10 protein-coding genes are annotated in these 12,740 nt (G+C 64.7%); all 10 read left to right on the top strand.

What is annotated here, in order from left to right; genetic code table 11:
• Positions 1 to 284: 284 nt before the first annotated feature.
• Positions 285 to 1,445, top strand: coding sequence for a fumarylacetoacetate hydrolase family protein (locus ACQ4WP_RS01230; RefSeq protein WP_436518300.1), 1,161 nt, complete (start codon positions 285 to 287; stop codon positions 1,443 to 1,445).
• Between the two features lie 26 nt (positions 1,446 to 1,471).
• On the top strand, positions 1,472 to 2,239 hold the full coding sequence (gene xylB, locus ACQ4WP_RS01225; protein ID WP_436518299.1) for a D-xylose 1-dehydrogenase: 768 nt from the start codon (positions 1,472 to 1,474) through the stop codon (positions 2,237 to 2,239).
• Positions 2,236 to 4,023, top strand: a complete 1,788-nt coding sequence (locus tag ACQ4WP_RS01220) for an IlvD/Edd family dehydratase (RefSeq protein WP_436518298.1) — start codon at positions 2,236 to 2,238, stop codon at positions 4,021 to 4,023. Before xylB ends, ACQ4WP_RS01220 begins: the two co-directional genes overlap by 4 nt.
• Before the next feature lie 95 nt (positions 4,024 to 4,118).
• Positions 4,119 to 5,093, top strand: a complete 975-nt coding sequence (gene xylF / locus ACQ4WP_RS01215; RefSeq protein WP_436518400.1) for a D-xylose ABC transporter substrate-binding protein — start codon at positions 4,119 to 4,121, stop codon at positions 5,091 to 5,093.
• Between the two features lie 74 nt (positions 5,094 to 5,167).
• Positions 5,168 to 6,766 carry a D-xylose ABC transporter ATP-binding protein gene (xylG, locus tag ACQ4WP_RS01210; RefSeq protein ID WP_436518297.1) on the top strand — a complete coding sequence of 533 codons (1,599 nt, stop codon included), beginning with the start codon at positions 5,168 to 5,170 and terminating at the stop codon, positions 6,764 to 6,766.
• On the top strand, positions 6,763 to 7,905 hold the full coding sequence (locus ACQ4WP_RS01205) for a sugar ABC transporter permease (protein WP_436518296.1): 1,143 nt from the start codon (positions 6,763 to 6,765) through the stop codon (positions 7,903 to 7,905). Before xylG ends, ACQ4WP_RS01205 begins: the two co-directional genes overlap by 4 nt.
• Positions 7,906 to 7,937: 32 nt before the next feature.
• Complete coding sequence (locus ACQ4WP_RS01200; RefSeq protein WP_436518295.1) at positions 7,938 to 9,137, top strand: XylR family transcriptional regulator; 1,200 nt, start codon at positions 7,938 to 7,940, stop codon at positions 9,135 to 9,137.
• Complete coding sequence (locus ACQ4WP_RS01195) at positions 9,134 to 9,901, top strand: aldose epimerase family protein (protein WP_436518294.1); 768 nt, start codon at positions 9,134 to 9,136, stop codon at positions 9,899 to 9,901. Before ACQ4WP_RS01200 ends, ACQ4WP_RS01195 begins: the two co-directional genes overlap by 4 nt.
• 84 nt (positions 9,902 to 9,985) lie before the next feature.
• The gene (locus ACQ4WP_RS01190) at positions 9,986 to 10,999 is read left to right on the top strand and encodes a 2-dehydro-3-deoxygalactonokinase (protein ID WP_436518293.1); all 1,014 of its coding nucleotides are present in this window, start codon (positions 9,986 to 9,988) and stop codon (positions 10,997 to 10,999) included.
• Positions 10,996 to 12,726: an L-arabinonate dehydratase gene (araD, locus tag ACQ4WP_RS01185; protein WP_436518292.1), complete on the top strand. Its 1,731-nt coding sequence runs from the start codon at positions 10,996 to 10,998 to the stop codon at positions 12,724 to 12,726. The genes ACQ4WP_RS01190 and araD overlap by 4 nt, the downstream gene beginning before the upstream one ends.
• The last annotated feature ends 14 nt before the right edge of the window (positions 12,727 to 12,740 follow it).

Here is a 12,740-nt window from a genome sequence, read left to right as displayed (position 1 = left end):
GGCTGATACTAGTTTGTCCATCCATCCCCCACCAATCACTTTTTTCGCATCGGTGATATCCAAAACGGTATCAATAAGCAGATTGATGCAATGCGCCATGCGGCCCCTTCCCGCCGTGTCGACAGGGGAGCGGGAGTTCGGCGGCGGCTTTTTTTGGTGCGCTGCAATACCAATAATCATCATCCAATTTGGTGATTTTCGTAATTGCGGCGACACAGGTCGGCGTGCAGAATCGGTCCGAACTTGAAGACCAGCCATCCCGTCACGCTCTTTTGAAAGCCGCCATGCAGCCGATTTCCCCCGCTTCCCTGTTGCCCGCCGACCTGGCGCAGGCCCTACTTATCGGCCGCATCTGGCGTGACGGCCCGTGTGTCGTCGCCGTGCGCGGCGGCGAGGTGGTCGACATCACGCGGACGGTGGCGACGGTGGCCGAGCTGTTCGAACGCAGCGATGCACTCGATGTCGCCCGCCATGCGCCCGGTATTGCGCTTGGCCCCGTGCAGGCGCTGCTGGAGCGGGCGCTGGCCGCGCCGGCAGGTGAGCCGCTGCTGCTGGCACCGTGCGACCTGCAGGCCGTCAAGGCATGCGGCGTGACCTTCGCCGTCAGCCTGCTGGAACGGGTGATCGAAGAACAGGCCGGTGGCGACGCGGCGCGCGCGGCGAGCCTGCGTACCGCCCTGCAAATGACCCTGGGCGGCGACTTGTCTGCATTGGAACCTGGCTCGGACGCGGCGCAGCGGCTGAAACAGCAGCTGCAGCAGCGCGGCGCCTGGTCGCAATACATGGAAGTGGGGATCGGCCCCGATGCGGAAGTGTTCACCAAGGCGCAGCCGATGTCGTCGGTGGGCTGCGGCGCGCAAGTGGGCTTGCTGCCATCGTCCGCCTGGAACAACCCGGAGCCGGAGATCGTCCTGGCCGTCAACAGCCGCGGCGAGGTGCTGGGGGCCTCCCTGGGCAACGACGTCAACTTGCGCGATATCGAAGGGCGCAGCGCCCTCTTGCTGGGCAAGGCCAAGGACAACAACGGCTCCTGCGCCATCGGCCCCTTCATCCGCCTGTTTGACGAGGGCTTTACGCTCGATACCGTGCGCCAGGCGGAAGTGTCGCTGCTGATCGAAGGCGCGGACGACGGCTTTGTGCTCGAAGGCGCCAGTTTCATGCGCGAGATCAGCCGCGACCCGCTGGACCTGGTGCGCCAGACGGCAGGCCAGTACCACCAGTATCCGGACGGTTTCATGCTCTTCCTCGGCACCATGTTCTCGCCCGTGAAGGACCGCGGTGCGCAGGGCGGCGGCTTTACGCACCACCTGGGCGACCGGGTCACCATCGCCAGCGCCGCGCTGGGCGCGCTGGTCAACGAAGTGCAGCGCTGCGATGCGATTGCCCCCTGGACGTTCGGCGTGCGCGCGCTGTACCAGAACCTGGCCCGTCGCGGTTTGCTTTGATCCGATTTTTTTAAAAGAGAGACACCATGCAGCATGCAACTTACCCCAGCCTGGCCGGCAAGCGTGTCGTCATCACGGGCGGCGGCACCGGCATCGGCGTGGCTATCGTCGAAGCGTTCGCACGCCAGGGCGCCCGGGTCACTTTCCTCGATATCGCCAGTGAACCCTCGCGCGCGCTGGAAGCCAGGTTGGCGGAACTGGCGCAGCCGCCCGTTTTCCGCTATTGCGACCTGACGGACCTGGGTGCCCTGGCCGCTACCTTCGCCGAGATCGAGCACGGCGCGGGCGCCACGGATATCCTCGTCAACAATGCGGCCAATGACGACCGCCACCAGTTGCAGAACGTCACGCCGGCCTATTGGGACGAGCGCATCGCCGTCAACCTGCGCCACCAGTATTTCTGCGCCCAGGCAGTGGCGCCGGCCATGCGCGCCAAGGGCAGCGGCGTGATTCTCAACCTGGGGTCGATTTCCTGGCACCTGGCGCAGGCGAACCTGTCGATCTACATGACGGCGAAAGCCGGCATCGAGGGCTTGACCCGTGGCCTGGCGCGCGACTTGGGCGTCGATGGTATCCGCGTCAACTGCATCATTCCCGGGGCCGTGCGCACGCCGCGCCAGGAAAAGCTGTGGCACACGCCGGAAGCAGAAGCCGTGATCCTGCAGGGACAATGCCTGCAGACGCGCGTGGAGCCGGAAGACGTGGCGGCGCTGGCGCTGTTCCTCGCGTCCGACAACGCGGCCAAGTGCGCCGGACGCGAATACTATGTCGACGCAGGCTGGTACGGCGCATGAACATTCCAGCCCAACGCCAGGCGCGGCGCTTCCGCTCGCAGGACTGGTTCGACAATCCCGACCACATCGACATGACGGCGCTGTACCTGGAGCGCTTCATGAACTATGGCATCACGGCCGAGGAGCTGCGTTCGGGCCGCCCCATCATCGGTATTGCGCAAAGCGGCAGCGATATCAGTCCCTGCAACCGCATCCACCTGGAACTGGCCCAGCGCGTGCGCGACGGCATCCGCGATGCGGGCGGCATCCCGATGGAATTCCCGCTGCACCCGATCTTTGAAAATTGCCGCCGTCCCACGGCCGCGCTGGACCGCAACCTGGCGTATCTGGGCCTGGTGGAAATCCTGCATGGCTACCCGATCGACGCCGTGGTGCTGACGACGGGCTGCGACAAGACCACGCCGGCCCAGCTGATGGCCGCCGCCACGGTGGACATTCCCGCCATCGTGCTGTCGGGCGGCCCCATGCTCGACGGCTGGATGGACGGCGAACTGGTGGGTTCTGGAGCTGCCATCTGGAAGGGCCGCCGCCAGCTGTCCGCCGGCTTGATCGACAACGACAAATTCCTGCAAATCGCCGCCGCGTCGGCGCCGTCGGCCGGCCACTGCAACACCATGGGCACGGCATCGACCATGAATGCGCTGGCCGAGGCGCTGGGCATGTCCCTGACGGGCTGCTCGGCCATTCCCGCGCCGTACCGCGAGCGGGGCCAGATCGCCTATGCCACGGGGCGGCGCATTGTCGGCATGGCGCATGACGACGTGCGCCCGTCGAGCATCCTCACGCGTGAAGCCTTCCTGGATGCGATTATCGTCAACGCGGCCATCGGCGGCTCCACCAACGCCCAGCCGCACCTGATGGCCATGGCGCGCCATGCGGGCGTGCAATTGCACTCGAGCGACTGGATGGCACATGGCTACGACGTGCCGCTGCTCCTGAACATGCAGCCGGCCGGGAAGTATCTGGGCGAGCGCTTCCACCGCGCCGGCGGCGTGCCGGCCGTGATGTGGGAATTGCAGCAGGCAGGGCTGCTGCACGCGAATCGCCCCACGGTTACCGGCAAGACCATGGCGGCGAACCTGGCCGGGCGCGAAAGCGCGGACCGCGAAATGATCCGCCCGTTTGCCGAACCACTGAAGGAAAAGGCCGGTTTCATGGCCTTGCAGGGCAACCTGTTCGACTTCGCCATCATGAAGACCAGCGTGATCTCGCCGCAATTTCGCGAACGCTACCTGTCGCGTCCCGGCAGCGAGGGCGTGTTCGAGGCGCGCGCCATCGTCTTTGACGGTTCGGCCGACTACCACGCGCGCATCAACGACCCGGCTCTGGGCATCGACGACAGCTGCATGCTGGTCATGCGCGGCGCAGGACCTGTCGGCTGGCCCGGTTCGGCCGAAGTGGTCAACATGCAGCCGCCCGATGCCTTGCTCAAGGCGGGCATCCTGAATTTGCCAACCCTGGGCGACGGGCGCCAGTCGGGCACGTCGGACAGTCCCTCGATCCTGAACGCGTCGCCGGAAAGCGCCGTGGGCGGCGGCCTGGCGCTGCTGCGCACGGGCGACATCATCCGCGTGGACTTGAACGCGGGCCGCTGCGACATGCTGGTCGATGCCTTTGAGCTGGCGCGCCGCGCGCAAGAACTGCCGCCGCCCGTCAACGACAGCGCCACGCCGTGGCAGGAGCTCTACCGCGCCAGCGTGGGCCAGCTGGAAACGGGCGCCTGCATGGAGCTGGCGCTGAAATACCGGGCCGTGGGGCAAACGCTGCCGCGCCACAATCACTAGTTTATTTGTTGTTCGTTGTACCCCGCAGTTAAAAAATGTAGTTAAAAAATCCAACAAGGAGACACGTAATGAACAAGATCATCAGTGCAGCCATCATGACCGCCATGCTGGCATTCACCAGCAGCGCCGCCCTGGCCGATGCGAAAAACCCGAAGATCGGCTTTTCCATCGATGATTTGCGCGTGGAACGCTGGACGCGCGACCGCGATTTCTTCATTGCCGCCGCCGAGAAGCAGGGCGCCAAGGTGTTCGTGCAATCGGCCGACGCCAGCGAACAGCGCCAGATTTCGCAGATCGAAAACCTGATCTCGCGCGGCGTGGACGTGCTGGTGATCGTGCCGTTCAACGCCACAGTCCTCAACAACACCGTCAAGGAGGCGAAAAAGGCCGGCATCAAGGTGCTGTCGTATGACCGCCTGATCCTGAACGCCGATATCGACGCGTATATCTCGTTCGATAACGAGAAAGTGGGCGAAATGCAGGCCGAAGGCGTGACCAGGCTGCAGCCGAAGGGCAATTACTACCTGCTGGGCGGCTCGCCGACCGACAACAATGCCAAGATGCTGCGCGAAGGCCAGATGAAGGTGCTCAAACCGTTCATCGACAAGGGCGACATCAAGATCGTCGGCCAGCAGTGGGTGAAGGACTGGAGCGCCACCGAAGCGTTGTCCATCGTGGAAAACGCGCTGACGGCCAACGGCAACAAAATCGACGCTATCGTCGCCTCGAACGACGGCACGGCCGGCGGCGCCATCCAGGCCCTGGCCGCGCAAAGGCTGGCCGGCAAGGTGCCGGTCTCGGGCCAGGACGCCGATCTGGCGGCGGTGAAACGCGTCATCGCCGGCACGCAGTCGATGACCGTCTACAAACCCCTGAAAACCATTGCCGCCGAAGCGGCCAAGCTGGCCGTGCAACTGGCGCGCAATGAAAAGCCGGCCTACAACTCCAGCTATGACAACGGCCTGAAAAAGGTCAGCACGGTGCTGCTGAAACCAACGCCTTTGACCAAGGCGAACGTGAACATGCTCGTCGATGACGGCTTCTATACCAAGGCGCAGCTGGGTAATTGATCGCCCGCCTGATGTCGGCTTGCACGCTGCGCGCTAAGCCGACATTCTTCTTCGTATCCGCAACGAGAGTGAGCATGTCCGACTATCTGCTTGAAATGAAAGGCATCGTCAAACAGTTTGGCGACGTCCGCGTAGGCGGTGTCCGCGCGCTTGACGGTATCGATCTGCAGGTGCGGGCCGGCGAGTGCATCGGCTTGTGCGGCGAGAATGGCGCCGGCAAGTCGACCCTGATGAAAGTGTTGTCCGGCGTGTACCCGCACGGTACCTGGGATGGCGACATCCTGTGGGATGGCCAGCCCCTGCGCGCGCAATCGATCCGCGACACGGAAGACGCGGGCATCATCATCATCCACCAGGAACTGATGCTGGTGCCGCAGTTGTCCGTGGCCGAGAATATCTTCATGGGCCGCGAGCTTACCCTGCCGGGCGGGCGCATGCATTACGCGGCCATGTACAAGCGCGCCGACGAGTTGCTGCGCGAATTGAAAATTCCCGAACTGAACGTGGCGCAGCCCGTGATGAATTACGGCGGCGGCCACCAGCAGCTGGTGGAAATCGCCAAGGCGCTTAACAAGAATGCGCGCTTGCTGATCCTCGACGAGCCGTCGTCGTCGCTGACGGCGTCGGAAATTGCCGTGCTGCTCGATATCCTGCGCGCACTGAAAGCCAAGGGCGTCACCTGCATCTACATTTCGCACAAGCTCGATGAAGTGGCGGCCATCTGCGACACCATCGTCGTCATCCGCGACGGCAAGCATATCGCCACCACGCCGATGGCGCAGATGAACGTCGAGCGCATCATCGCGCAGATGGTGGGCCGCGAAATGAACCAGCTGTATCCGCAGCGCGCCGTGGGGAACAAGGCGTCGGCGGCTATCGGCGAGGTGCTGTTCGAGGCGCGCCACGTGAGCTGCATCGATGCCGACAACCCGCAGCGCAAGAGGGTCGATGATGTGTCATTCACCCTGCGCAAGGGCGAGATCCTCGGCATCGCCGGCCTGGTGGGGGCGGGGCGCACGGAGCTTGTCTCGGCCCTGTTCGGCGCCTATCAGGGGCCGTGCCAGGCCGAAGTGTGGCTCGATGGCCGCCAGATCGATACTTCGTCTCCGCAAAAAGCGATTGCCATGGGCCTGGCCATGGTTCCGGAAGACCGTAAGCATCACGGCATCGTGCCGGACCTCGACGTGGGGCAGAACATCACCCTGGCCGTGCTGGAGACATTTGCGCGCGCCACTCGCATCGATGGCGAGGCGGAGTTGGCCGCCGTGCGCGGCGAGATCGCCCAGCTGGAACTGAAGGCTGCCAGCCCGTCGCTACCCATTACGAGCCTGTCTGGCGGCAACCAGCAAAAGGCCGTGCTGGCCAAGATGCTGCTGACGCGCCCGCGCGTCTTGATCCTCGACGAGCCCACGCGCGGCGTGGACGTGGGCGCCAAATATGAAATCTACAAATTGATGCTGGCGCTGGCCGACCGGGGCGTGGCCATCATCATGGTCTCGTCGGAGCTGGCCGAGGTGTTGGGCGTGTCCGACCGCGTGCTGGTGATGGGCGAAGGCCGCCTGCGCGGCGACTTTATCAACGATGGCCTGAGCCAGGAAACCGTGCTGGCGGCGGCGCTGGACCAGCGCCCGGCGCCAGCCGTCCATACCGCAAACAAGGAACCCGCAGCATGAAACCGCACAGTATCAAACAGCTGTTCACCCAATACAAGATGCTGGCCCTGCTGATCGCAGTGGCGCTGATCTGGGCCTATTTTTCGTGGAAGACGGAGGGCAGTTTCCTCACGCCGCGCAACCTGTCGAACCTGCTGCGCCAGATGTCCGTCACCGGCATCCTCGCCTGTGGCATGGTGCTGGTGATTATCGCCGGCGAGATCGACCTGTCGATCGGCTCCCTGCTGGGACTGCTGGGCGGCATCGCCGCCGTGCTGGACGTGACGCAGCACTGGCCACTGGCGCTGAACCTGGCGGCGGTACTCGGCTGCGGCCTGGTGATAGGCCTGCTCAACGGCTACCTGACGGCGTACCGGGGTATCCCTTCCTTCATCGTGGGCCTGGGCGGCATGCTGGCGTATCGCGGCATCCTGCTGGGCATCACGGGCGGCATCACGATTGCACCCGTCTCCGAGCCGCTCGTGTATCTGGGGCAAGGCTACCTGCCCGCCTTGCCCGGCATCGCGCTGGGCATCGGCCTGTTCCTGCTGGCCGCCTTTTTGACGTGGCGCGCGCGCGCCAGCCGCGCGCAGCATGGCTTGCCGCAGACGGCGCCCTGGGCCGACGGCTTGCGCCTGGCCGTCATCGGCGCCGTGCTGTATGCCTTCGTGCAAACCCTGAACGGCTATGAAGGCATCCCGCTGCCCGTGCTGTTGCTGCTGGCCTTGCTGGGACTGTTCAGCTACATCACCAGCCAGACCGTATTCGGCCGCCGCATCTACGCCGTGGGCAGCAATATGGAAGCGACGCGTTTGTCCGGCATCAACGTGAAAGCCGTCAAGCTGTGGATCTTCGGCATCATGGGCCTGATGTGCGCGCTGGCGGGCCTGATCAACACGGGCCGCCTGGCGGCCGGTTCGCCTTCGGCCGGCACCTTCAGCGAACTCGATGCCATCGCCGCCTGCTTCATCGGCGGCACCTCGATGCGCGGCGGCTCGGGCACGGTGTACGGGGCCCTGATCGGCGCGCTGGTGATGGCCAGCCTGGATAACGGCATGTCCATGCTGGACGTGGACACCTACTGGCAGATGATCGTGAAAGGCAGTATCCTCACCCTGGCCGTGTGGGTCGATGTCAGCACGCGAGCAGGGCGCAGATAGCCGTGAAACGATCTGGCACGCGAGGAGACACCATGAAGATGCCGACCGCGCACCGGATCGCGCTGCTGTTTAACGGGAATAAAATCTACGACCGCGATATCATCGCGGGCATCGCCGCCTACCTGAACACCACGCGCGTGTCGTGGGACCTGTTCCTGGAAGAGGACTTCCGCTGCCGCCTGCCAGGCATCGAACGCTGGCAGGGCGACGGCATCATCGCCGATTTCGACGATCCCGCCGTCTGCGCGGCGTTGGCGCACAGCCGCTTGCCCGTGGTGGCCGTGGGCGGCTCGTATGCGTGCGCCGAGGACTACCCGGCCGGCATCCCGTATGTGGCGACCGATAATTTCAAGATCGTCAAGCTGGCCTATGAGCACCTGGTGGAAGCGGGCTTGACGCGCTTTGCCTGTTTCAGCCTGCCCGAGGCCGATGTCAACCGCTGGGCGCAGGAGCGCGAAACGGCGTTTTGCGCGCTGATGGAGCGCGACCACATGCGCGCCGACGTGTACCGGGGCGTCGCCACCAGCGCGCCCGCGTGGGACGAGGCGGTGGAACAGCAGATCGCCTGGCTCAACAGCCTGGAAAAACCCGTCGGTATCCTCGCCGTAAGCGATGCGCGTGCGCGCCAGCTGCTGCAAGCCTGCATGCACGCGGGGATCGCCGTGCCGGAGCAAGTGGCCCTGATCGGTATCGACAACGATCCGCTGGCGCGCATGCTCACGCGCATTCCGCTCAGTTCCGTGATCCAGGGCACGGAGGAAATGGGCCGCACGGCGGCGCACCTGCTGCACCAGATGTTGAATGGCGCACGCCTGTCTGGCACGCGCATCCTGGTGCCGCCGGCCGGCTTGAACGTGCTCGCTTCCACGCGCCACCAGCCGTTCCAGCATCCGCAGGTGATGCAGGCGCGCCATTTCATTCGCCAGTACGCCTGCCAGGGCATCAAGACGGAGCAGGTGGCCGATTACGTGGGCGTGTCGCGCTCCTCGCTCGAAGCGCACTTCCGCCACGAGCTGGGGCGCAGCGTGCACGATGAAATCCTGCATTTCAAGCTCGATGCGGCCAAGACCCTGCTGGCACGCGGGCCGGGCCAGGTGGCCGAGGTGGCCGTGCGTTGCGGCTTTACCACGGTGCAGTACATGCATGCCGTCTTCAAGCGCGAACTCGGTTGCACGCCGCGCGATTTCCAGCAGCGCAGCCGGCCACCGCCAGCCCCCGGTCAGACGCCATGATGCATCTGCTGCGCAATGCGCGCGGCATGCGCGTGGCCATCGACGCGCACGATGCCAGTGTGCGGGCCTGGTGGGCACCCGACCGCTATGGCCGCCTGGCCGATGTGCTGGGCGCGGCGCCCCAAGCGGAGCATGTGCCCACGGGCTGGCAGTGCGCGCCGCCGGACGGCGGCCACTTGCTGTTGCACCTGGCGCAAGACGGCCTGTCGGTGCGCCTGGCCTACCGGCTCGACGAGGATGGCAGCCTGCACCTCGATTGCGTTGCCACGGCCGATACGGTTACCCGTTTTGCGCTTGCCGCACCCCGCTTCAATCTGCAGGGAAGGGGGGCCGCCGTGGCCGACCATGTGCTGCGTCTGGATGCCGACTGCTATTGGCCGGGGGGCCGCAAGGGCGAGGCGCCGCTCGATGTGGCGGGCAGCGCGTTTGACTTCCGCCAGCCGGCGCCGCTCGCTTCGCGCCTGGCCTGGCCCGCGCTGGCGCATTTAACGGGGTTTCGGCATGACTTTTACTGGACGGGCAACGGCAAGCTGCGCGAGGCGGCGTGGGTTGCCGACCCCGCGTCGGGCCGGGTCTTGCGTTTTTCCAGTACCCAGGACAGTTGCCATTTGTATTCCGATACGGGCTGTTTTTCCCTGCTGGCGCAGGGTGTGGAAGTGCAGCCGGGACAGGTGACGCGCTTCAAGCTGGCCTACCGTCTGGGCGTGCAGGATATCGACGCGTTTGACATATCCGAAGCGGTATCAATGATGTCAAAGAAGTGATTGGTCAGATATGCGGGGCAGTTCTACCATGGGGTAGTTTTTCCCTCATTTATTTTTGCCCTTAGCGACGCTGCGAACCTGCCCATGAACATACTCACCATCGATGTCGGCACCACCAATACGCGTACCTTGCTGTGGCGCGCAGGCGCCGTCGTCGCCCAGGCGCAGCTGGAAACGGGCGTGCGCAATACCGCCATCGATGGCCATAACGGCGCGCTGAAACAGGCGCTGCGCGACACCATCGCCAGTGTGCTGGCCAGCGAGGGCATCGCGCCGTCCGAAGTGGACCTGGCGCTGGCCTCGGGCATGATCACTTCGCCCATGGGCGTGCAGGAAGTGCCGCATTTGCCGGCGCCCGCCGGCCTGGCCCAGCTGGCGCAAGGCATGCAGGCGGTGGACTTGCCCGACGTGCTGGCGCAGCCCTTGTGGCTGATCCCCGGCGTGCGCAATCAGCATGGCGCCGTCGGCCTGCATAACGTCGAAGCGATGGACATGATGCGCGGCGAAGAGACGGAAGTCGTCGCACTGCTCGAGCGCTTGCAATTGCGCGGCGCGGCGACCCTGATCATGCCCGGTTCGCATACCAAATTGATCAGCGTGGACGAGCAGCGCCGCATTCTCGGCTGCAGCACCACCATCGCTGGCGAGCTGCTGCAGGCGATCACGCGGCACACCCTGATCAAGCAATCGGTCGATGGCGGTTTTGCGCAGACCCTGGTGCCGAAAATGCTGCTGGCTGGCGCGGCTGCGGCGCAAAAAACGGGACTGGCGCGCGCCTGCTTCAGCGTGCGCACCCTGGGCCAGTTCAGTGCTGTGGAATGCAATGAGCGGGCCAATTTCCTGATGGGGGCCGTCCTCAGCGGCGACTTGCTGGCGCTGCGCAACAGCACCGCCATCCAGATGCGACCCGATACCCCGCTCGTCATTACCGGCAAGCCCATGCTGCGCCAGGCGCTCGGGCTGCTGATCGAAGAACACGGATTTTTTTATGGCAAGCGCATCATCGTCGACGACCAGCAGCAAACCAATCTGGCCGGTCACGGTGCGCTGCTGATCGCCGTCGCGCGCGGCTTGATTTCCCCGCAGGAGACAGTATGAGTGACAACAAGAACAAGCGTCCCTTGCGTTCGCAAGCGTGGTTTGGCGGCGACGACAAGGACAGTTTTATTCACCGCAGCTGGATGAAGAACCAGGGCTATCCCGGCGACGCCTTCGATGGTCGTCCCGTCATCGGCATCTGCAATACCTGGTCCGAGCTGACGCCGTGCAATGGCCATTTCCGCGACCTGGCCGAGATGGTCAAGCGCGGCGTGCTCGAAGCGGGCGGCTTTCCCGTCGAATTCCCCGTCATGTCACTGGGCGAGACGAACCTGCGCCCGACGGCCATGCTGTTCCGTAACCTGGCCAGCATGGATGTCGAGGAATCGATTCGCGCCAACCCGATCGACGGCGTGGTACTGCTGACGGGCTGCGACAAGACCACCCCGGCACTGCTGATGGGCGCGGCCAGCGTGGACTTGCCCACCATCGTGCTGTCGGGCGGCCCCATGCTGAACGGCAACTACCGCGGCAGGCCGATCGGTTCGGGCACGGACGTGTGGAAGTTTTCCGAAGACGTGCGCGCCGGGCGCATGACCTCAAACGAATTCAAGCAGGCAGAATCGTGCATGTCGCGCTCCGCCGGCCACTGCATGACCATGGGCACGGCGTCCACCATGGCCAGCATGGTCGAGGCGCTAGGAGTGACCCTGCCCGGCAACGCCGCCATTCCCGCCGTCGATGCGCGCCGCAAGCTGCAGGCGCAGCTGACGGGCCGGCGCATCGTCGACATGGTGCATGAAGACCTGAAACTGTCGCAGATACTCACGCGTGAAGCATTTGAAAACGCCATCATGGTCAACGGTGCCATCGGCGGTTCGACGAATGCCGTGATCCACCTGCTGGCCATTGCGGGGCGCATCGGCGTGGACATGCGCCTGGCCGACTGGGACCGCCTGGGCCGCGACATTCCCTGCCTGCTGAACCTGATGCCGTCGGGCCAGTACCTGATAGAAGATTTTTACTATGCGGGCGGCCTGCCCGTGATCATCCGCGACCTGCTGGGCAAATTGCATGGCGAGGCGCTCACCGTCACGGGCGCCAGCATGGCCGTCAACGTGGCCGAAGCGGAAAATTTCAATCCCGAGGTGATCACGCCGCTGGCGCAGCCATTCAAGGAAGAGGGCGGCATCGCCGTCCTGCATGGCAACCTGGCCCCGCGCGGCGCCGTCATCAAGCCTTCCGCCGCCTCGCCGGAACTGATGCAGCACCGTGGCCGCGCCGTCGTCTTCAACAGCATCGAGCATTATAAAAAGCGCGTCGACGATCCCGCCCTCGATATCGATGCCAGCTGCGTGATGGTGCTGCAAAATTGCGGCCCGCAGGGCTATCCGGGCATGGCCGAAGTAGGCAATATGGGACTGCCGAAAAAACTGCTGGAGCAGGGCGTGCGCGACATGGTGCGCATCTCGGATGCGCGCATGAGCGGCACGGCCTACGGCACGGTGGTGCTGCACGTGGTGCCGGAAGCGGCTGTCGGCGGGCCGCTGGCGCTGGTGCGCGATGGCGACATGATTGAACTGGACGTGGCGGGACGGCGCTTGCACCTGGACGTCGACGATGCCGAGCTGGCGCGCCGGCGCGCGCAGTGGTGCGCCCCCGAGCCGGCCATGAAAGGCGGCTACCAGGCTATGTATATCAAGCACGTGATGCAGGCCGACGAAGGCGCGGACCTGGATTTTCTCGTCGGCTGCCGGGGTTCTGCCGTGCCGCGCGAATCACATTGAAAGAAGGAACAGAT

Source organism: Janthinobacterium lyxosi (assembly GCF_051380665.1).
GTDB lineage: Bacteria > Pseudomonadota > Gammaproteobacteria > Burkholderiales > Burkholderiaceae_D > Janthinobacterium.
Note: the sequence above shows the minus strand (reverse complement) of the source record. Positions and strands in the feature narration are given on the sequence as shown.

Bases quoted from the DNA above. Each gene is read 5' to 3' on its own strand.
- ACQ4WP_RS01220 (WP_436518298.1), top strand. From the start codon at position 2,236: ATGAACATTCCAGCCCAACGCCAGGCGCGGCGCTTCCGCTCGCAGGAC.
- ACQ4WP_RS01200 (WP_436518295.1), top strand. From the start codon at position 7,938: ATGAAGATGCCGACCGCGCACCGGATCGCGCTGCTGTTTAACGGGAAT.
- ACQ4WP_RS01190 (WP_436518293.1), top strand. From the start codon at position 9,986: ATGAACATACTCACCATCGATGTCGGCACCACCAATACGCGTACCTTG.
- ACQ4WP_RS01230 (WP_436518300.1), top strand. From the start codon at position 285: ATGCAGCCGATTTCCCCCGCTTCCCTGTTGCCCGCCGACCTGGCGCAG.
- ACQ4WP_RS01205 (WP_436518296.1), top strand. From the start codon at position 6,763: ATGAAACCGCACAGTATCAAACAGCTGTTCACCCAATACAAGATGCTG.
- xylB (WP_436518299.1), top strand. From the start codon at position 1,472: ATGCAGCATGCAACTTACCCCAGCCTGGCCGGCAAGCGTGTCGTCATC.
- xylG (WP_436518297.1), top strand. From the start codon at position 5,168: ATGTCCGACTATCTGCTTGAAATGAAAGGCATCGTCAAACAGTTTGGC.
- xylF (WP_436518400.1), top strand. From the start codon at position 4,119: ATGACCGCCATGCTGGCATTCACCAGCAGCGCCGCCCTGGCCGATGCG.
- araD (WP_436518292.1), top strand. From the start codon at position 10,996: ATGAGTGACAACAAGAACAAGCGTCCCTTGCGTTCGCAAGCGTGGTTT.
- ACQ4WP_RS01195 (WP_436518294.1), top strand. From the start codon at position 9,134: ATGATGCATCTGCTGCGCAATGCGCGCGGCATGCGCGTGGCCATCGAC.